Origin of the sequence: Variovorax sp. H27-G14 (assembly GCF_046156345.1) — a bacterium.
GTDB lineage: Bacteria > Pseudomonadota > Gammaproteobacteria > Burkholderiales > Burkholderiaceae_C > Variovorax.
Genome location: NZ_JAYLVN010000008.1, coordinates 82,737 through 100,294, shown reverse-complemented (window position 1 = coordinate 100,294; position 17,558 = coordinate 82,737). Strand labels below are relative to the sequence as shown.

The 17,558-nt window shown below is 67.9% G+C and carries 21 protein-coding genes and 2 pseudogenes; 5 read left to right on the top strand and 18 right to left on the bottom strand.

Going from position 1 to position 17,558, the window contains the following annotated elements:
- Positions 1-17 precede the first annotated feature (17 nt).
- Genes VLK31_RS19760 through VLK31_RS19745 form a run of 4 tightly spaced genes read right to left on the bottom strand, consistent with a single transcriptional unit; the run spans position 18 to position 3,682 of the window.
- On the bottom strand, positions 18-680 hold the full coding sequence (locus tag VLK31_RS19760) for an ABC transporter ATP-binding protein (protein WP_409170282.1): 663 nt from the start codon (positions 678-680) through the stop codon (positions 18-20).
- Positions 681-690: 10 nt separating this feature from the next.
- Entirely contained in the window at positions 691-1,956 is a 1,266-nt protein-coding gene (locus VLK31_RS19755; RefSeq protein WP_409170134.1) for an FtsX-like permease family protein, read from the bottom strand.
- 5 nt (positions 1,957-1,961) lie between these two features.
- Positions 1,962-3,209, bottom strand: coding sequence for an efflux RND transporter periplasmic adaptor subunit (locus VLK31_RS19750; RefSeq protein WP_409170133.1), 1,248 nt, complete (start codon positions 3,207-3,209; stop codon positions 1,962-1,964).
- A complete protein-coding gene (locus tag VLK31_RS19745) occupies positions 3,206-3,682 on the bottom strand; it encodes a hypothetical protein (RefSeq protein WP_409170132.1) in 477 nt (158 codons plus the stop codon). The genes VLK31_RS19750 and VLK31_RS19745 overlap by 4 nt, the downstream gene beginning before the upstream one ends.
- 99 nt (positions 3,683-3,781) lie before the next feature.
- On the opposite strand from VLK31_RS19745, the gene VLK31_RS19740 reads away from it, so the two are divergent.
- Positions 3,782-5,314 (top strand): AAA family ATPase, encoded by a 1,533-nt coding sequence (locus tag VLK31_RS19740; RefSeq protein WP_409170131.1) that lies wholly within the window; start codon positions 3,782-3,784, stop codon positions 5,312-5,314.
- A 27-nt stretch (positions 5,315-5,341) separates the two neighbouring features.
- Here the strand turns inward: VLK31_RS19740 and VLK31_RS19735 are convergent, their stop codons facing one another.
- The 4 genes from VLK31_RS19735 to VLK31_RS19720 are packed head-to-tail and all read right to left on the bottom strand — an operon-like array spanning position 5,342 to position 7,205.
- A complete protein-coding gene (locus tag VLK31_RS19735; protein WP_409170130.1) occupies positions 5,342-5,986 on the bottom strand; it encodes a DUF599 domain-containing protein in 645 nt (214 codons plus the stop codon).
- A 9-nt stretch (positions 5,987-5,995) separates the two neighbouring features.
- On the bottom strand, positions 5,996-6,436 hold the full coding sequence (locus tag VLK31_RS19730; RefSeq protein ID WP_409170129.1) for a DUF6691 family protein: 441 nt from the start codon (positions 6,434-6,436) through the stop codon (positions 5,996-5,998).
- Between the two features lie 8 nt (positions 6,437-6,444).
- Positions 6,445-6,879: a YeeE/YedE family protein gene (locus VLK31_RS19725; RefSeq protein WP_409170281.1), complete on the bottom strand. Its 435-nt coding sequence runs from the start codon at positions 6,877-6,879 to the stop codon at positions 6,445-6,447.
- On the bottom strand, positions 6,879-7,205 hold the full coding sequence (locus VLK31_RS19720) for a metalloregulator ArsR/SmtB family transcription factor (RefSeq protein WP_068628668.1): 327 nt from the start codon (positions 7,203-7,205) through the stop codon (positions 6,879-6,881). The genes VLK31_RS19725 and VLK31_RS19720 overlap by 1 nt, the downstream gene beginning before the upstream one ends.
- 92 nt (positions 7,206-7,297) lie before the next feature.
- Here VLK31_RS19720 and VLK31_RS19715 point away from each other — a divergent pair, with 92 nt between their 5' ends.
- Positions 7,298-8,206, top strand: coding sequence for an MBL fold metallo-hydrolase (locus VLK31_RS19715; RefSeq protein ID WP_409170128.1), 909 nt, complete (start codon positions 7,298-7,300; stop codon positions 8,204-8,206).
- Between the two features lie 4 nt (positions 8,207-8,210).
- On the opposite strand, the gene VLK31_RS19710 is transcribed toward VLK31_RS19715, so the two are convergent.
- The 6 genes from VLK31_RS19710 to VLK31_RS19685 all read right to left on the bottom strand — a co-directional run bounded on the left by VLK31_RS19710 (position 8,211) and on the right by VLK31_RS19685 (position 12,746).
- Complete coding sequence (locus VLK31_RS19710; protein ID WP_409170127.1) at positions 8,211-8,786, bottom strand: GNAT family N-acetyltransferase; 576 nt, start codon at positions 8,784-8,786, stop codon at positions 8,211-8,213.
- 10 nt (positions 8,787-8,796) lie between these two features.
- Positions 8,797-9,282 carry a BON domain-containing protein gene (locus VLK31_RS19705; protein ID WP_409170126.1) on the bottom strand — a complete coding sequence of 162 codons (486 nt, stop codon included), beginning with the start codon at positions 9,280-9,282 and terminating at the stop codon, positions 8,797-8,799.
- A complete protein-coding gene (locus VLK31_RS19700) occupies positions 9,279-9,455 on the bottom strand; it encodes a BON domain-containing protein (protein ID WP_409170125.1) in 177 nt (58 codons plus the stop codon). The genes VLK31_RS19705 and VLK31_RS19700 overlap by 4 nt, the downstream gene beginning before the upstream one ends.
- A gap of 95 nt (positions 9,456-9,550) precedes the next feature.
- Positions 9,551-10,378 (bottom strand): universal stress protein, encoded by an 828-nt coding sequence (locus VLK31_RS19695; RefSeq protein ID WP_409170124.1) that lies wholly within the window; start codon positions 10,376-10,378, stop codon positions 9,551-9,553.
- On the bottom strand, positions 10,375-11,784 hold the full coding sequence (locus VLK31_RS19690) for a class I SAM-dependent methyltransferase (RefSeq protein ID WP_409170123.1): 1,410 nt from the start codon (positions 11,782-11,784) through the stop codon (positions 10,375-10,377). Before VLK31_RS19690 ends, VLK31_RS19695 begins: the two co-directional genes overlap by 4 nt.
- 269 nt (positions 11,785-12,053) lie before the next feature.
- Positions 12,054-12,746 carry a Crp/Fnr family transcriptional regulator gene (locus VLK31_RS19685; RefSeq protein WP_409170122.1) on the bottom strand — a complete coding sequence of 231 codons (693 nt, stop codon included), beginning with the start codon at positions 12,744-12,746 and terminating at the stop codon, positions 12,054-12,056.
- A gap of 206 nt (positions 12,747-12,952) precedes the next feature.
- Here VLK31_RS19685 and VLK31_RS19680 point away from each other — a divergent pair.
- A pseudogene (locus tag VLK31_RS19680) lies at positions 12,953-13,081 on the top strand (DNA-binding response regulator); the annotation flags it as partial.
- A gap of 16 nt (positions 13,082-13,097) precedes the next feature.
- Here the strand turns inward: VLK31_RS19680 and VLK31_RS19675 are convergent.
- Positions 13,098-13,814 carry a Crp/Fnr family transcriptional regulator gene (locus tag VLK31_RS19675; RefSeq protein ID WP_409170121.1) on the bottom strand — a complete coding sequence of 239 codons (717 nt, stop codon included), beginning with the start codon at positions 13,812-13,814 and terminating at the stop codon, positions 13,098-13,100.
- Between the two features lie 351 nt (positions 13,815-14,165).
- Here VLK31_RS19675 and VLK31_RS19670 point away from each other — a divergent pair.
- Positions 14,166-14,558, top strand: a pseudogene (locus tag VLK31_RS19670) (PRC-barrel domain-containing protein); the annotation flags it as partial.
- A 310-nt stretch (positions 14,559-14,868) separates the two neighbouring features.
- Complete coding sequence (locus VLK31_RS19665; protein WP_409170120.1) at positions 14,869-15,669, top strand: DUF1269 domain-containing protein; 801 nt, start codon at positions 14,869-14,871, stop codon at positions 15,667-15,669.
- A 267-nt stretch (positions 15,670-15,936) separates the two neighbouring features.
- On the opposite strand, the gene VLK31_RS19660 is transcribed toward VLK31_RS19665, so the two are convergent.
- Genes VLK31_RS19660 through VLK31_RS19650 form a run of 3 tightly spaced genes read right to left on the bottom strand, consistent with a single transcriptional unit; the run spans position 15,937 to position 17,379 of the window.
- Entirely contained in the window at positions 15,937-16,305 is a 369-nt protein-coding gene (locus tag VLK31_RS19660; protein WP_409170119.1) for a hypothetical protein, read from the bottom strand.
- A 46-nt stretch (positions 16,306-16,351) separates the two neighbouring features.
- Positions 16,352-17,005, bottom strand: a complete 654-nt coding sequence (locus tag VLK31_RS19655) for a PRC-barrel domain-containing protein (protein ID WP_409170118.1) — start codon at positions 17,003-17,005, stop codon at positions 16,352-16,354.
- A complete protein-coding gene (locus VLK31_RS19650) occupies positions 17,002-17,379 on the bottom strand; it encodes a hypothetical protein (protein WP_409170117.1) in 378 nt (125 codons plus the stop codon). Before VLK31_RS19650 ends, VLK31_RS19655 begins: the two co-directional genes overlap by 4 nt.
- Positions 17,380-17,558 lie beyond the last annotated feature (179 nt).

The following is a 17,558-nucleotide window of genomic DNA, read 5'->3' as shown; positions in this document are numbered from 1 at the left end:
CTGGCGAACGTGCGGCGTCAGCCCGTCAGCCGACCGTCGACCACCTCGATGGTCTTGTCGCAGCGAGCGGCCAGTGCGGGGTTGTGCGTCACGAACAGCACCGTGGTGCCCTGCTCGGTATTGAAGCGACGCAGCAGCGCGAAAACCTCGTCCGCACTTTGGGTGTCGAGGTTGCCGGTGGGCTCGTCGGCCAGCAGCACCGCCGGGTTCATCGCGAGGGCGCGCGCGACTGCCACGCGCTGCTGCTGGCCGCCGCTCAGGTTGCCGGCCAGGTTGTCCTGCCAGGGCGTGAGGCCCACGTTGGCGATCAGCGCCAGCGCACGCTGGCGCATCGCCTCGTTCGGGAACTCTGCGGCGCCCAGCATCGGCATCATCACGTTCTCGAGCGCGGTGAACGCGGTGATCAGGTGGTGGTACTGGAACACGAAGCCGATCGAATGCCCGCGCAGTCGGGTGAGGGCATGGTCGTCCAGCGTGGTGGTTTCCTCGCCGCACACCCTCACCGTGCCCGCGGTCGGCCGGTCGAGCAGGCCGACGATGTTCAGCAGCGTGCTCTTGCCCGAGCCCGATGGCCCGACGATGGCGCAGAACTCGCCGCGCCGGATCGTCAGGTCGATGCCGTGCAGCACCTCGGTCTCGATCGGCGTGCCGAGGTTGTAGGCCTTGCGCACGCCGCGCATCTGCACCACGTCATCCACGGATGGCCACCACGGGGTCGAGGCGCGCAGCACGGCGTGCCGGCGCGAAGGCCGCGGCCAGGCCGGTGAGCATGGCCAGCAGCAGCGCATAGACGAACAGCATCGGCTCCAGCGCCAGCGCGAACAACGGCGTGCCGTCTGCATTGAGTGCGGTGCGTTGCCACAGCACGAGGATGCCGGCGCCCAGCAGGCAGCCCGCCACCGACCCCGCTAGCCCGAGCAGCCCGCCCTGCAGGAGGAACAGCCGCATGATCTGCGCCTGCGAAATGCCCATCGCGCGCAGGATGCCGATCTCGCGCGCCTTCTGCACCACCACCACGGCCATCACGCTGGCGATGCCGAACGCGACCGACAGGCCGACGAAGAAGCGGATCGCCGTGTTGGCCAGCGTCTGCGCGTTCACGGCGCTGAAGAACTCCGCGTTGGTCTTGATCCAGCTGTCGGCCTGGACTCCCGTGGCGGCGGTGATCCGCTGCGCGATGCGCTCGGCGGCATAGACATCCTCCACCGTCACCTCGAGGCTGGTGACGCCGCCCGGCAGCCCGAGCAGGCTTTGCGCGGTGCGCAGCGCGACGAAGGTGTTGCGTGCGTTCGCGCCCTTGTTGCCGAGATCGAAGATGCCGGTGATGGTGAGCGTCAGTGCGGCGCCCGTGGCGTCCGTCCCGCTGGCGCTGGTCGCGGTCGACAGCCGCAGCTTGTCGCCCACCTGCAGGCCGAGGTCGTCCGCCAGTTCGGTGCCGATGAGGATGTCGCTCGTCGTCAGCTGCGCACGGCCGCGCACGATCTTCGATTCCAGGTCGACGATGCGGAAGTACTGCGCCGGCTCCACGCCCGCCACCGACACCGCGCGGTTGGCGTTGCCCCGCACCACCAGCGCGGAGCCGCCGGCCACCGAGGCCACCACCTTCAGCTCGGGCATGGTGCGGATCTGCGCCGTCACCGACTGCCACTGGTCGATGGACTTGAGCCGCTGCAGCGGCGGCTGGATGATGGCGCCTTCCACCTCACCCGGCGCGGCATGCGCGCCCATGCGCAACGGGCGCGACACCTCCTTGGGCGGCAGCAGTTCGATGTGCGCCTGCGCCGAGAGCACCCGGCGGATGAAGTTGCCCTGCAGCCCGGCCATGAGCGCGGACATGAACACGATCACGGCTACCCCGATCGCCACGCCCGCCATGATGAACACCGTCTGCAAGCGGCCTTCGCGCAGGAAGCGGATCGCGACGATCCATTCGAAGGGCAGCAGCGGGTTGAACATCGCGCTCAGGGGTTGGCGACCGCAGCGGCGCGCACGCGCGCACCGGCCTCGGCCTTGGCGGACATGGAGACGACGCGATCCCCTTCGGCAAGGCCTTCGAGCACCTCGGCCACGCCGCCGCTGCGCAGGCCGATGCGCAGCGCCCGCCGCACCGCGTGGCGCCCCTCGATGCGCAGCACCCAGGGCGCCGCGCCGTCCGCGTCGTGCACCGACGTCGCCGGCACGACCAGTGCGGCGGGGCGGCGCGCCACTTCAATGTCGACCGAGACCGTCATGTCCTGTTTGAGCACCGGCGGCGGCTGCGGCACGTCGAGCTTGACCTCGACGGCACCGGTCTGCGCGTTGACGCCCGGGTTCACATAGGAAAGCACCGCGTCGAAGCGTTCCTGCGGGTACGCGTCGGCCGACACCCGCGCCGGCTGGCCGAGCGCCAGCAGGCGCAGGTTCTTCTCGTCGATCTGCACCACCAGCTGGGTGCGACCCGCAGGCGAGAGCGTCATCAGCACCTTGCCAGGCTGCACCACGTCGCCCGGCTCGACGCTGCGGCCGATGAGCGTGCCGGCCAGCGGCGCCACGATCACCGCGTAGCCGGCACGGGCCCGCGCCGCATGGGCATTGGCATCGGCCGACGCCACGTCCGCAACCGCGAGCGCCGTGTCGCTGCCGGTGCGGCCCAGGCTGTCGAGCTGCATCTGCGCCGAGCGCACTTCGGCGTCCGCGAGCTCGGCCACCTTGCGTGCGTCGTCGAGGGCGGCGCGGCCGACGAAGCCCTGCGCGAACAGGGCCTGGCTGCGTCCGAGCGAGGTGTTGGCGTTGACGAGCGCGGCCTGTGCCTGGCGCACCGACTGCACGCCGACCGGTGCCTGCACCTCGCGCAGCCGCCGCAGCCGGGCCTGCGCCTGCGCCGCCGCCGCATCGGCCTGCGCGGTGGCCGCGGCCAGTTCGGCCGACTCCAGGCTGATCAGCAGCTGGCCCGCATGCACCCGCTCGCCCTCTTCCACCGGCACCTGCTGCACGGTCCCGGTGATCTGCGCGCCGATGTCCACCCGGTGCGGCGCCTCGACGCGCCCGCTGGCCACCACGGTCTGCACGAAGTCGCGGCGCACCACCGCATCGACGGGCACGACGGGCCCCTGCCACCAGCGCCAGCCGAGCACCGTGGATCCCGCGAGGACGAGCAGCGCCGCGCCGATGGCCCACCGATGCTGGCGCCACCACGATGGCGCGGGCGGGACCGGCGGCTGGTCGCTCACGTCCGCAGCCGGGCGCAGGTGGCGCGCGCGGCATCGCGCACGGCACGCAGGTCGTTGCCGACCAGATCGACCGGCAGGTGCCCGCCCAGCACTTCGTGCGGCTCGGCGAACCAGCAGGCCACGGCCCAGCCGTCCAGCGCGTCGGGCAGTTCGAGCCGCACCGCCTGCGGCGCGAACGCCACCGAGAGGTCCGCCGGATCGAACTGGAACATCGGCAGCCACAGGCTGCCACGCCAGCCGAACCCGAAGACCTGCCGCGACACGATCAGCCGCGCCAGCGTGACCAGGTCGCCGCGCCGATGGTCCTTCATCATTTCGCTCATCGCGTCGCCCGGTGCGGTACCGCCCGAGGCACGGAACGCCTCGAGCAGGTGAAGGAAGGCCCGCGTGCCCGGTGCGGCGGGCGTCGATTCGAAACAGGGCGGCGGCGCCGAAGCGATACGGATCGAAGGCGCTGATTGCACGGCGTTCATGGGGGGCCTCGGCGTTGTGGCGTAGTGCCGCATGCTCGCGCCCTGCGGGCCGCGGGTCTGTGCGCTGCCGAACCCACCCTTGCCTGTATGGTGTGTCGGGTGAAGACCTCTCCCCTCCTGGCCGCGGCGACCGCGCGCGTCGCGACCCTGCAGGCGTCGCTCACGGCCCGCGACGGCGCGCCGGCGAAACTGATCGAAACCCACATCTCCTGGCTGCTCCTCGGCCAGTCGACGGCCTACAAGCTCAAGAAGCCCTTGCACCTGCCCTTCCTGGACTGCACGACGCTGGCCGCGCGCCAGCGCTTCTGCGAAGAGGAACTGCGGCTCAACCGCCGCCTGGCGCCGTCGCTCTACCCCGACGTGGTGCCGATCGGCGACGACGGCCATGGCGCCACCTTCGGCGGCCCGGGCGAAGCAGTCGATGCCGCGGTCCGCATGCGGCGCTTCCCGGACGGCGCGTTGTGGCGCGAGATGCTGCGGGCCGGCACGCTGGCCCCGCACCACGTCGACGCGCTAGCGCAGACGCTCGCCGCCTTCCATCGCGACGCCGCCGTGGCACCCGCGGGCAGCGCATTCGGATCGCCCGCGGCGCACGAGAAGGTGGTGCTCGGCCTGCGCGAAACGGTCGGCACGCCGGCGCTGGCCGCGTGGTTGGAGACGCAACTCGCGACCCTCGCGCCCTGGTGGGCCGCACGGCAGCGCGCCGGCCGCGTGCGCGAATGCCACGGCGACCTGCACCTGGGCAACGTGCTGCAGCTCGACGGCGAGGCGGCCGCGTTCGACGGGATCGAGTTCGATGCCGCATTGCGCTGGACCGACGTGGTCGACGACATCGCCTTCCTGGCCATGGACCTGCTCGCGCACGACCGCCGCGCGCTGGCCTTCCGCTTTCTCAACGCCTACTTTTCAGCGAGCGGCGACTACGACGCCCTGCCCGGCCTGCGCTTCGCCATGGTGTGCCGCGCGCTGGTCCGCGCGCAGGTGACCACGCTCGCCGCGCAGCAGGGCGTGCACGCCGTCGAGGGTTGCGACGCGGCCGCGTACACGGCGCTCGCCGAAGCGCTGTCGCGCAGCACCGACCCGCGGCTCGCCATCACCCACGGCCTCCCGGGGTCTGGCAAGAGCTTCGTCTCGCAAGGCGTGCTCGAGGCGGCCGGTGCGGTCTGCGTGCGGTCCGACGTCGAGCGCAAGCGCCTGTTCGGGCTCGACGCGCTGGCCCCGTCCCGGGACCATGTGCCCGCAGGCATCTACGACCCGGCGACCACGCGCCGCACCTACGCGCGCCTGCAAGCGGTGGCCGGCACCGCCCTGCAGAGCGGTTGGCCGGTGATCGTCGACGCGGCGTTCCTGCGCCATTCGGAGAGGGCCGCGTTCGCCGACCTTGCCGCATCGCGACGCGCACCCTTTGCCATCTTCGATTGCCGGGCGGCGCTGCCGGTGCTTCGCCAACGCATCCAGTTGCGCATGGCGGCCGGCGCGGACCCTTCGGAGGCCGATCTGTCGGTGCTCGAGAAGCTGGCGGGCGTGGATGAGCCACTGCAGGGGATGGAAGCCGCCGCCGCCATCGTGGCGGACGCCGCCGCGATGGCCGCACCGGAGAGCCTGGCCCGGCAGTGGCTCGAGGCCGCCTGACCGCACGACGTGCAGCCACGCGGTGGGCTATCCCTCGTGGACTGCGGCGCGATCGAAGCGGGACAACACCGCCACGATCAGCACCGCCGCCACGGGCCCGGCGAACGGATGCAGCAGGGACGCGAGGATGGGCGCCACCAGGATCAGGTGCCGAAGGCCCCAGCTGTAGAGCAGCCCCGCGCGCCGCACATAGGCCGCGCCGGCGGGGGCCCAGCGTTGCCGCGCCTCCGATTCCAGCGGCATCCCGCTGATGAAGCCCGCATGGTTGTAGTAGCGCACCGCCATGGCCGAGCAGACCAATGACGCGAACAGCAAGGTGAGCAGCAGCAGCTCGAGCACGAGCCGGGGCGTGAGGCGTGGCAATGCGGCCGCTTCGCCCAGGCTCACATGCAGCGACGGCGCCGCGAGCGTGACCGTGCCCATGAGGCCGAGCACCGCGGTCGAGGCTGTCATGGTGGCCGACATCAGCGCATTGCGCAGGGTCTGCACCGACAGCAGCTCGGACCCCCCATGCAGCGACACTGCAGCGAACCAGTCCTCACGCAGGGCGGCATGCGCGGTGCGCGCCATGCGCTCCGGCCGGCGTCGCTGCGCCACGGCCACCGTGGCCTCATAGCCGAAGAGCATCATGAAGGTGACCAGCGTGGACAGCCAGACCATGTCGACGTTCATCGTCGGGCCTCAGGTGGCACGCGGCTGCACGGCCTGCCGGCGGCGCTCCAGCAACTCGAAAACCCCCATGCCTGCCAGCATCGCGAGCACGAACACGAGCGCCTTGGCCTGCCCCATGCCGAGCGCGACCAACCCGGGCCCCGGGCAGAAGCCCGCCACGCCCCAGCCGATGCCGAACAACACGCTGCCGAGGACCAGGCGGCGGTCGATGTCGCGCGCAGTGGGCAGCTTCATGGCCGCGCCGAGCAGCGGCACCGAGCGCTTCCTGGCGACCGCGAACGCGATCGCGGCGACCGCGATGGCGCCGGCCATCACGAACGCGAGCGAGGGGTCCCATGCGCCGGCGAGATCGAGGAACCCCAGCACCTTGGCCGGGTTGGCCATGCCGGAGAGGATGAGGCCCAGTCCGAAGACAAGGCCCGAGAGAAGGGAGACGAAAACGGTGGTCATGGGATTCCTCAGAGACCGAACAGGTGACGCATCACGAACACCGTGACGAAGCCGGCCGCCATGAAGGCCACCGTGGCGACCAAGGAGCGCGGCGACAGGCGCGCCAATCCGCACACACCGTGGCCGCTGGTGCAGCCCGCGCCGTAGCGGGTGCCGACGCCTACCAGCAGCCCTGCGGCCACCAGCGCGCCGAACTGCGCATCGATCCGAGGGGTCGGCAACACGGCGAACAGGCCGTAGACCACGGGCGCGCCGACCAGCCCGATCACGAAGGCCGCCCGCCAGGCCACGTCGCCGCCGACCGGTCTGAACAACCCGCCGAGGACGCCGCTGATGCCGGCGATCCGTCCGTTCAGCAACACGAACATCGCCGCAGCGAGGCCGATCAGCACCCCGCCCGACAGGGCCGACCAGGGGGTGAATGCATTCCATGCAATCGTCATCATTTTTCCTTGGGACAGTAGAGACGGTAGAGCACCGCGAGGATCTCGAGCAGGTCGGGATCGACCACGCTGTAGAAGATGTTCTTGCCTTCGCGGCGGGTGTTGACCACGCCTTCGTTGCGCAGCACGCCCAGTTGCTGGGAGAGGGTCGGCTGCCGGATGCCGAGCTGCACCTCGAGTTCGCTCACGCACATCTCGCCTTGCGAAAGCTGGCACAGCAACAACATGCGTTCCACGTTGGCGAGCAGCTTGAGCGCGCCGACCGCCTTGTCGGCTGCAAGACGAAGTGTTTCGGGGTCGAGCGCCGGAGGCGAGGCTGCTTTCATGAGTCGATCGAAGTGTTAAAGAAGTTGTTTCATTATATTCCTAGATATATTATTGTTCAATAGATTCAAAATCACGAAAGCGAGAATCCGCCATGAACCACCGCGCCATCACCCAGGCCTTCTTCGACCCCGGGACCTGGACCGTCACCTACCTCGTGTGGGACCCTGCGACCCTGCGCGCCGCCGTCATCGACCCCGTGCTCGACTACGACTTCAAGTCGGGCCACACCGCGGGCGCGTCGTCGGACAAGGTCATCGCCTGCGTGGAGCGCCACGCGCTGCAGGTCGACTGGATCCTCGAGACCCACGCCCACGCGGATCACCTCTCGGGCGCGCGCTACCTGCAGGAGCGCCTCGGCGGCAAGATCGCCATCGGCGAGAACATCCGTGTCGTGCAGGCCACCTTCAAGAAGCTCTACAACCTGGAGCGCAGCTTCCTGCTCGATGGCAGCCAGTTCGATCACCTGTTCAAGGACGGCGAGACCTTCATGATCGGCAGCATCGAGGCCCGCGCCTTGCTGGTGCCCGGCCACACACCGGCCGACATGGCCTACCTCATCGAGGACGCCGTGTTCGTCGGCGACACCCTCTTCATGCCGGACGTCGGCAGTGCACGCGCCGACTTCCCCGGCGGCGATGCCCATCAGCTGTACGGCTCGATGCGGCGGCTGCTCGCCCTGCCGCCCGAGACCCGCATGTACGTGTGCCACGACTATCCGCCGGCCTCGCGTGCGGCGCACTGGGAAACCACCGTCGCCGAGCAGCGCGCACACAACATCCATGCACACGACGGCATCGGCGAAGACGAATTCGTGGCGATGCGTCAGGCACGCGACGCCACGCTCGATGTGCCCACGCTGATCCTGCCGTCCATCCAGGTCAACGTGCGCGCCGGTCACTTCCCGCCGGCCGACGAGAACGGGGTCTCCTACCTGCGCATTCCGCTGAATGCATTGCCGGTTCACGGCGCGGTGCCTGCGCCCACGCGCACGCCGCAGTGAAGAGTCAGCGCGCCGCCCCTGGCCCTGCGAGCATGTTCACGGCCGGCGGCAGCGGCTTAAGGTCGAGGCTGTAGCGCACCTGGGTGGCGTCGTCCGGGTCGGGCTCGTGGCGCAGGCCCATGTGCGCGGCGAACCGGCGCATCAGTTCGTTGTCCCATGCGTCGCTGGAGTACATGCTGCGCAGGCCGCGCTGGCGGGCGGTCGCGATCAGGTGCTCCATCAGCAGCGTGCCGAGGCCCTTCTGCTGGCACGCGTCGGCCACGGTGACCGCGAACTCGCAGTCCCTGCCGCCGCGGTCGGCGCTGAAGCGGCCCACGCCGATCGGCGCTTCGCGCGAGCCGGTCACCGTCACCGCCACGAAGGCCGCATCGGTCGCGGGGTCGAGCACCGTCAGCTGCTTGAGCAGCGCTTCGCTCGGCGTCTTCATCGTTTCGAGAAAGCGGAAACGTCGTGCGACCGGCGACAACGCTTCGATGAAGCGACGCTCCATCTCGGCATCCTGCGAGTGCAGCGGGCGAATGAGCACCCGGTCGCCGCCGCGGATGATGCGTACCCAGCCTTCGGCTTGAACGTCGGTCATGGCAGGCCCCTCAATCGGTCACGACCATGTGGTCGATCACGCGCTGCACGCCCGGCGTACTCCACGCGGTGCGGCGCGCCAGCGAGCGCTCCGACCAGCTGTGCACCGTGCCCGCGAGCGTCACGTCCGACCCGTCGATCGCCACCGTGATGTCGCGCGCCGCCGCATGGGCGCGGCGTTGAAGCGCGGTCTCGATGTCGTCCTTCACGGCGCTCATCGCCACCTTGGCCTTGAGCACGATCTGGTCGCTGACGCCCGTCACGCCCATGAGCGAGCGCACGCCCGACTCGGCGCCCTCCTTCTGGAACGCCCAGTCGACCTGGCCGCTCAGGGTGATCCATCCGTTCTCGACGAGCACCTTGACCGCGTCCTTGGGCAGGTAGGTCATCCACTCGATCACGTTCTCCGCCGAGCGCGCGATGTCGGCATCGGTGCGGGTGTCGCTGCCGGGCAGCTTGACGTCGATCTCGATGGCCAGCGCCTTGACGCCGCTCACGCGCTTGGCCGCATGCTCGGCCTCCCACTTGGCGTTGAAGCTCTCTGCACATGGCCGGCGAGCGTCACGATGCCGTCGTGCACCTCGACGCCGATCGAAGCCGCGTCGACCGAGGGTTCCCACGCGAGTTCGGCGAGCACGTCGTACTGGATCTGGCTGTCGGTCTTGGTCATGGCGGTTCGTCCTGGTTGCAAAGACACCAGCTTGCGCGGCGGCCGGCCTTCGGGTCTGTGCGGTAACGCACCCGCTGGCCCGATGTGCAGCGGCGCTAGTGCGAGACAAGCGAGCAGCGCTGGCCGCTCACGAGCAGGTCGCGCGTGACGCCGCCCAGCGCCCATTCGCGCAGGCGGCTGTGGCCGTACGCGCCGGCGACGGTGATGTCGATGCCCCGGTCCTGGCCCAGGGCGAACAGGACGGTCGCATCGTCGCCCCCCGGTGGCGAGGACACGCACTCGGCGTCGACGCCGTGCCGGGCCAGCCAGACAGCGACGTCCGCCAGGCGACTGTCGCCCTCGGCGCGCGTGGCTTCGCCGCGCACTTCGGCGAGCGTCACGTGCGCCGCCATGCGCAGCAGCGGCAGCGCGTCGACCACGGCACGGCGCGTCTCGCGCGTGTCCTTCCAGCCGATCATCATGCGGTCCATGCGCGGCGTCTCGGCCAGCGCCGGCACGAGCAGCACCGGCCGGCCGGCGCGCATGATCAGGTCGGTGGTGTCGACGCGGCGCATGTTGTCGAAGTAGTCGCTGGCGTCGACGCCGGTCAGCAGCAGGTCGGCACTGCGCATCTCGCGCGCCATGTAGTCGGGCAACGAGGTCATCAGCGACGCCGATCGCCAGCTGAGATCGGTCACCGTCGGGGCCAGTGCGCTCCGGAACTCGGCCTCCGCCTGGCCGACCTCCCCGGTCATCTCGTCGCGGCTCAGTTCGTAGAGGTCGGCCGCCATCAGGCCGTCGCCGACGGCCATCGGCATGGGTTGGGTCGCGGCGATGCCGACGACGGCGGCATTGAAACTGCCCGCCAGCCGGCGGGCCCACGCGAGCACCGCCACGTTCGAGCGGCCGGGCTGCAGATGGACCATGAGGGTTGCGTAGGTCATGACTTTTCCTTGTCGACGCCGGTGGCGTAGAGATGTGCGCGCGTCAGCGGCAGCGGGTTCACGCCGCCATCGCGTCGTGTGGCGAGCAGCTGATACACGCCGATCTCGCCGGATTCGAACTCGAGCGCGCAGGCCGCCATGTACAGGCGCCACACCCGGTAGGTCGCCTCATTGACGAACTGCAGCGCTTCCGCGTGGTGCGACTCGAGGCGGCGCACCCAGTGACGCAGCGTCAGCGCGTAGTGGCTGCGAAGCGACTCGACATCGGCGATCTCGAACCCGCTCGCCTCCATCACGCGCTGCACGTTGCTCACTGTGTCGAGCTGTCCGTCGGGAAAGATGTAGCGATTGATGAACTCGGTCGAGAGCGTCTTCTTCCAGCCTTCGACGTGGTGGGTAATGCCGTGGTTGAGGAAGACCCCGCCCGGCTTGAGCAGGCGGTGCACCATGTCGAAGTAGGCCGGCAGGTTGCGCAGGCCAACGTGCTCGAACATGCCGACGCTGGCGATCTTGTCGTAGCGCGCGGCGCCTAGATCGCGGTAGTCGCGCAACTCGACCGTCACGCGATGCCCCAGGCCCGCGGCCGCGATCCGCTGCTGCGCCACGGCCAGTTGCTTGCGGCTGAGCGTCACGCCATGCGCCTCGACGCCGTAGTGCTTCGCAGCGTGCAGCAGCAAGGCGCCCCAGCCGCAGCCGATGTCGAGCAGACGGTCCTGCGGCTGGAGCCGCAGCTTGCGGCAGATATGGTCCAGCTTCGCCGCCTGGGCCTCGTCCAGCCCCTGCACCGGCGATGCGAAGTACGCGCAGGAATAGACCATCGCGCGATCGAGCCACAGCGCATAGAACGCGTTGGAGAGGTCGTAGTGAAACTGCACCGCCACGCGGTTCTCCGACTTCGAATGCGCCTTTACACGGTCGGCATGTAAAGGCGTGCCGGCAGCGGAAAGCTGGCCATCGCCCCGCCCGGGCCAGGCCAGTCGCAGCGCCGGCGCCAGCACGCGCAGCCGATCGGCCCACGACAGGCGGATGGCCATCAGATGGTCCTTCAGCCCCAGCGCCTTGAAGAAGTCGCCTTCGATGTCGATGTCACCGCGGAAATAGGCTTCGGCCAGACGCAGCCGCTCTCGTCCAAGCACCATCGCGCCGATGACCTGCGGGTTCCGAAAGACAAGCGTGAAGGCAGGGGTGGCGTTACGCGCAGGGCCCAGCGGCACCAGCATACCGTCCCACAGCCGGATCGCCCCATCGCAGGCAAAGCCATCGAACAGCCGCGCCAGCAGACGCGACGCTTTGCGGACCGTGACGTCTCTGTCGGCCGGCGCATGGCTCTGGCCGAACACCGCGTCGGCCAGGTCCGCCTCCCCGCCTGCCAACGCAGAGTGCAGTTCGCCGGTCCCGGGCTTCATGCGAGGGTCCTGACCCGGCCGACGACCTTCGAGGCGCTCCGTGATGCGGTGTGGGTATTCATGGCCTCGAGGCTAGGACCCCGCAGGCGCAGGGTCTGTGCGCTGGCGAACAGTGAATGCGAAGGCCTCTGCCGCCATGCACTGGCCCTGGGCATCCAGCGGCGCAGCTCCATGCACGCATACACCGCGCTGATGAGCAGCAGCATCAGCCAGTGCAGGCCGATAACAGCGCCGCCGTACTTCGACCTTCTACGTTCCAGCGCATGATTTCAGCGCAGCTGTTGGGTGTAGACGGCCGCGTCGGCCGCGTAGCAGCTGCAGGCCGCCGCTTCCAACCCGCTCCGGTCGAGGATCGCCATGTTTCCGCGCCTGTAACTGATCAGGCCGGCGTCTTGCAAGGCGCCTGCAGCGGCCGTGACGCCGACACGCCGTACGCCCAGCATGTAGGCCAGGAATTCCTGGGTCACGCGAAAGTGATCGGCGTGCGCGCGATCCTGACTCATGAGAAGCCAGCGCGCCAGACGCGGCGCGATGAGGTGATAGCGCAGGCACGCTGCCGACGAAGCAAGTTGCGCCATCAGGACGTAAACGTATCGCCCCATGACACGGTGGAGCGAGAGGCTCTGCGGCCACACACGCCGAAAGGCCGCCACATCGGCCTGCCACGCAGTGCCGGCCCCCTGCACCAGCGCCTGCAGCGGCACGCGTGCCACGCCGAGCGCCAGGTGTGCGCCCAACATGCCTTCTCGCCCGATCATGCCGACCTCCAGGCCCGGGTGGTCGTCGGTGTTGGTCACGAGTGAGATGAAACTGTCCACCGGAAAATGCACATGCCGCAGCGTTTCGCCAGGCCGGCAGAGCACGTCGCCGAGCACCAGCTCCACCGGCTTGCAGATGGAAAGCAGTCTCGCGCGCTCCTGGCGCGGGAGCATGTGCATCAAATGGTTTTGGTTATTGGGCAAATGAGTCTCCTTGGGGAAACCCACCTTGGTGTAATTTCGCACCGCCGACTGTCTGCCAGCACACATAGCGCCGTTATGGTGGCGCGGGCGACCAGACGGGCGCGCGTCGCGCAGGCTGTCGAAAAGCACGAAGAAGCTCGATGTGCTCGTGCTTGCACTGCCCGAGCCCGGCCTGGGTGCCATTCGCACTCTGGATGACCAGCGCGATTGCGGCCGGGCCGGCGCTTTGGGTCAAGACGGTCAGCACCTGCCGCTCGCGTCTGCCGGAAAAGCTGAGTCTCTCGACCAACAGCGACCTGACCTATTTCGCCTTCAACAACCAGCTCATCACCTGAGCTCGCATGCCTGCTCTCAAACCGCCATCTCGTCGGGCAGCAAGCGGTCGTACTCCTTTTTGACCACTGCATAGCACTCGCAGCTGCGCTCCTCGATGCCGGGACGATCGAGCACCGTGATGTGCCCTCGGGAGTACCGGATCAAGCCGGCTTTCTGCAGTTTGAGCGCACTCTCGGTCACCCCCTCACGCCGCACACCGAGCATATTGGCGATCAGTTCCTGCGTCATGATCAGTTCGTCGCCCTGCAGCCGATCCAAGCTGAGCAGCAGCCAGCGGCACAGCTGCTGGTCGAGCGAATGATGTCGGTTGCAGACGGCCGTCTGCGCCATCTGCGTGATCAGCGCTTGCGTGTAGCGCAGCAGCAGGTGAAGGACCGGCGAGCGTTTGAATTCCTCCTTCAGCACCGCAGCAGGGAGGCGGAAGGCACGGCCCGCGCTCTGCACCACTGCTCTGTTGGTTGTGGACTCGCCCCCCATGAAAAGCGAGATGCCGACCACGCCTTCGTTGCCCACCACAGCAATCTCAGCCGATGAACCGTTCTCCATCATGTAGAGCAGGGACACGATCGCCGTGGTGGGAAAATAAACGTGGCTTTGCACACCTCCCGACTCGTGCAAGACCTTCCCGAGCGGCAAAGAGACCATCTCGAGCTGATCGCGCCAGCGTGCCCACTCTGCCGCAGGCAGCGAGGAGAGCAGTCCGTTCTGCATGGGGTCGATCGATTTCGGCATGGAGAGAGGTTCCTTGGCATGGAGACGCTCGACCGACTGCGGTCGACGGATGAAAACCCGCTTGTGCGAGCGCTAGCGAGACTATGTTCGCTTTCGCACTTATAGAGTGGTCGCTAAATGGAGTCCATCAAAAGAAAGGCTCTATGTTGGATTCGACACAGTCAATGAGTGGGCGCGCAAACAAATGCATTTCTATGTGCGCTGCCGCACAGACTGCGCCACCACAAATGCATGGGGAATGGCAATCACGCGCCGGCCCGATGTCCGCACGACGTTCGCTAACGCACAGACCGCCTCCCTCTGTGTCGATAAAACAGATTGCGAAGACCTCCCAACCTGAGAAAGACCATCATGAAGAAAACCATTCTGTTCGCCGCACTCGCCATCTCGGGTGTCCTGACCACTGCAACCGCCGCCATGGCCCAGATCGCAGGCTCCACCACCACTGTCGGCGTCAGCATCACCGAAACTGAAAGGCTTGCGGTCGGATGGAGCGTCAAGAAGAGCGTTCTGGGCAAGACCGTCTACAACGACGCGGGCGCCAAGATCGGCAAAGTGCAAGACCTGATCGTCGACCCCGAGCGCAGCGTGTCCTACGTCATCATCGGCGCTGGCGGCTTCCTGGGCATGGCCCAGCACGATGTGGCTGTGCCGATCGCGCAGGTGCGGGAGCAAGACGGCAAGCTTCTCATGCCGGGCGCCACCAAGGACGCACTCAAGGCCCTGCCGCCCTTCCACTACGCCAACGGCAACGCCGGGCGCAATCGCTTCGTGGCCGATGCCCATCGCGACATCGCCTCGGCCAAGCGCGACATGGCGACACTCGACAAGAAGGCTTCGGCCGCCACGGGGGACATGAAGCAAAAGCTCGACCAGCACAACGCCGCGATACGCGTCGACTTGCGCGAAGCGGAAGACAAGCTGGCCGAGATGAACCGCGCCGGCGCGGCCCATTGGAAAGAGTTCGAGGGCGACGTCAGTGCCGCCCTGGCGCGGCTGAAGAAGTCGGTCGGCACCACGACCGGTTGACCGGCTCACCCACAGGAGAATACGCATGAACAAACTGCTCGTGGTCGTTTTCGGCACCGAAGCCGACGCCGAGGCGGGAACACGTGTCCTGCGGAACCTCGACAGCGAAGGCGACATCACCCTCTACGCGCTCGGCGTGATTTCAAAAGATGCCAAGGGCCTGGTGAGCGTCAAAAAGGCTGTGGACTCATTTGGTGTCGGCGCCGGCATGGGACTGGCTGTCGGCGCGCTGATCGGTCTGCTGGCCGGACCGGTGGGCGTGGTCGCCGGTGCTGCAGCGGGTACGCTGCTGGGCACCGTTCGGGACTACTGGGTTGCCGGAGTTGGTCCTGGCTTCATCGAGGAGGCATCGACCTTTCTCAAACCCGGCACGACGGCCGTGGTGGCCGAGGTCGAGGAGGACTGGGTTACGCCCGTCGACGCCGCGATGGACGACTTGGGCGGCTCGGTGATCCGGCGCGCGCGCATGGCAATGCTGCAAGACCAGTTCGACCAGGACATCGTCGCGATGAAGGCGGAAATCAGCGGACTCGAGGCCGAGTGCCAGCACTCGAGCGGCGCAGCGCAGACCCGGCTGCGGGCCGCGCTGTCGTCCACGCAGACCAATCTTGCGCAAACGACCGCTCGCGCGACCAAGAAGCTGGCGGAATTCCGGCAGGAGACAGAGCTCAGGGTCCACGCAATCGAAGCGCAAATTGCCAAGGCGCAAGGGAAGGTCCGCGCACGACTCGAAACCCGGCTGGAGCGTGTCCACACGGCCTACGCGGAGCGCAGCGCGAAACTCAGCCGCGCATGGGGACTGACCAGAGAAGCCCTGAGCGCCTAGACGAGCAGAGCACAGGAGTCTTCTCCTGGTGCCGTCGCCACGTTCGACTGCGCGGTCAGTGCATCAAGGAACATCCGCCGCCTGAGGTCGTCCGCCCGGTCCTGCTCCGCCCTCGTTGTCCCACCGGTCGACTGCAGCCTGCACAGCTAAGCGATCACGCAGAGGCTGAGCCGCGTGGCCTTTCCATCTGGCGAGCTTCTGTGGATTGGCGCGGCGCCTTTTGCGTGTGTTGGACTTCCTGGATGCCATGAGGTACCCCCTGTCGCCTCAGCGCTTTTGCTTTTCCGGCGCATCGCCATTGCCGCCACGCGAGAAGCGGCCCGCCTTGTTGGCGGCACTGTTGGCCTGGCTGCGCTGCAGTGCCGCCGCCTTGCGCTCGGCGGCCGAAAACCGCGGTGGGAGAGGCGCATCGCGTTCAGGCTCGCTTGCGCCCTCGCCTGGTTGCGCTCCGCGTGCAGCGCCGACGCCCGTGCGTCGCCGCGCCGCCCTCGCATCACGTCGCTCCGTCGGACTGGTCGCCTGCGTGGGAGGCGACTTGGCTCCGGCGGAATCAGCCTCTCCCTGACCCTGCGCCAGCGCGGAGGGAGCGATCCATGGCGCCAGAATGAGCGCAAGCGGAAAGATGAACTTTTTCATTTGGAATCCTAGACTGTTGTGGGTTAGGGAGCGACCGCGGCATGTGTCACCGCGACAGGGACTTCATGACCTTGCGCAAGCGGGTGTCAGCGACCCGCACCTCGCGCTCGGCTGCCTTCCAGCTGCCGTCTTCGGCAGTGTTCATCGCATCGATCTTTTCTCGCACGTCGTCCACCGCCAGTTCGAGACCGGCCTCCGGGCGGGCCAGAGACTGCAGCTGCGCGAGCTGCTGCCGGGCCTTGTCGATGTCGCGCTCAGCCCTGTCGACAATCGAGCTTTGCGACCGCGTGATCGGCGCGTAGATAAACGGCGGCAGGCCCGCCATCACCTCGCGGGTCACGCCCGACAGCACCATCCGGTCGCCGACCAACTGCACCTGCACCGCCGGTATCGCGACCGCATGACGCTCCATGCCGGCGATACCACCGACCTCGATGATCAGGAAAGAAACGTTGCGCACGCGGTCAACGATCAGGTCCTCAACCTTGCCGAGCTTCTCGCCGGTTTCGTTGTAGACGTCCCTGCCAAGGATGCTTTCCCTGGCGCTCCAGCCAATCGCCGCACGGCTGCTTTCGGTCGTCGTGATGCCCAACACAGTGGACCCCGCGACCTGGGCGAGCGCGGCGGGCGATGCAGACCCCCACAAGGCGATGCCGAGCACCGCTGCCGCCAGCGTATTACCGCCGAACGTGCGGATCATTCGAACTGTCCCGCCGCGACTTCCGAATGCGCCATGAAATAGCGGCGCGCCAGCGCGATCAGCTCGCTCGCGCTCGGATGGTCGAGCGTCTGCCAACGGACGACACGTGCCGCCACCAATGGCTGGAATTTTTCGACATAGTGGCGGAACTCGGCCTGCGCCACAGCCGAACCGGCTACCAGCATCGGGTCGACGCCGGAGAGCGCTTCACATATCTCGGAAAAGAACGCGTGCTCGCTGTGCGTTTTGCTGTCGTGGCGGCGCGTGTAGTGGATATGCGACTTGACCTGCTGCGCCGTCACTTGGGTCGCATCGAACTGCAGAATCTCTTCGTGATGGTGGTCGAGCCAGACGATGGCCTGAAAGAGTGACATGGAAATCCTTGTGAACAGTGCGTGGCGTCGATCGTGCGCGTCACCTGCGCCTGGGTCCGTGCGTTAGCGCACGCTGACCGACATGCACGCGGCGTGCGCTGCCGCACAGACGCAGCACGCTTTCGACGCAACAGTGACGTCGTGGGCTTGTTACCGCACCCCGATGCCCCGACCAACGT

Bases quoted from the DNA above. Each gene is read 5' to 3' on its own strand.
- VLK31_RS19655 (WP_409170118.1), bottom strand. From the start codon at position 17,005: ATGATCCGCACGTTCGGCGGTAATACGCTGGCGGCAGCGGTGCTCGGC.
- VLK31_RS19710 (WP_409170127.1), bottom strand. From the start codon at position 8,786: ATGACCGACGTTCAAGCCGAAGGCTGGGTACGCATCATCCGCGGCGGC.
- VLK31_RS19665 (WP_409170120.1), top strand. From the start codon at position 14,869: ATGAACAAACTGCTCGTGGTCGTTTTCGGCACCGAAGCCGACGCCGAG.
- VLK31_RS19730 (WP_409170129.1), bottom strand. From the start codon at position 6,436: ATGACCACCGTTTTCGTCTCCCTTCTCTCGGGCCTTGTCTTCGGACTG.
- VLK31_RS19675 (WP_409170121.1), bottom strand. From the start codon at position 13,814: ATGCCGAAATCGATCGACCCCATGCAGAACGGACTGCTCTCCTCGCTG.
- VLK31_RS19700 (WP_409170125.1), bottom strand. From the start codon at position 9,455: ATGACCAAGACCGACAGCCAGATCCAGTACGACGTGCTCGCCGAACTC.
- VLK31_RS19715 (WP_409170128.1), top strand. From the start codon at position 7,298: ATGAACCACCGCGCCATCACCCAGGCCTTCTTCGACCCCGGGACCTGG.
- VLK31_RS19660 (WP_409170119.1), bottom strand. From the start codon at position 16,305: ATGAAAAAGTTCATCTTTCCGCTTGCGCTCATTCTGGCGCCATGGATC.
- VLK31_RS19760 (WP_409170282.1), bottom strand. From the start codon at position 680: ATGCGCGGCGTGCGCAAGGCCTACAACCTCGGCACGCCGATCGAGACC.
- VLK31_RS19725 (WP_409170281.1), bottom strand. From the start codon at position 6,879: ATGACGATTGCATGGAATGCATTCACCCCCTGGTCGGCCCTGTCGGGC.
- VLK31_RS19745 (WP_409170132.1), bottom strand. From the start codon at position 3,682: ATGAACGCCGTGCAATCAGCGCCTTCGATCCGTATCGCTTCGGCGCCG.
- VLK31_RS19650 (WP_409170117.1), bottom strand. From the start codon at position 17,379: ATGTCACTCTTTCAGGCCATCGTCTGGCTCGACCACCATCACGAAGAG.
- VLK31_RS19755 (WP_409170134.1), bottom strand. From the start codon at position 1,956: ATGTTCAACCCGCTGCTGCCCTTCGAATGGATCGTCGCGATCCGCTTC.
- VLK31_RS19695 (WP_409170124.1), bottom strand. From the start codon at position 10,378: ATGACCTACGCAACCCTCATGGTCCATCTGCAGCCCGGCCGCTCGAAC.
- VLK31_RS19735 (WP_409170130.1), bottom strand. From the start codon at position 5,986: ATGAACGTCGACATGGTCTGGCTGTCCACGCTGGTCACCTTCATGATG.
- VLK31_RS19690 (WP_409170123.1), bottom strand. From the start codon at position 11,784: ATGAAGCCCGGGACCGGCGAACTGCACTCTGCGTTGGCAGGCGGGGAG.
- VLK31_RS19720 (WP_068628668.1), bottom strand. From the start codon at position 7,205: ATGAAAGCAGCCTCGCCTCCGGCGCTCGACCCCGAAACACTTCGTCTT.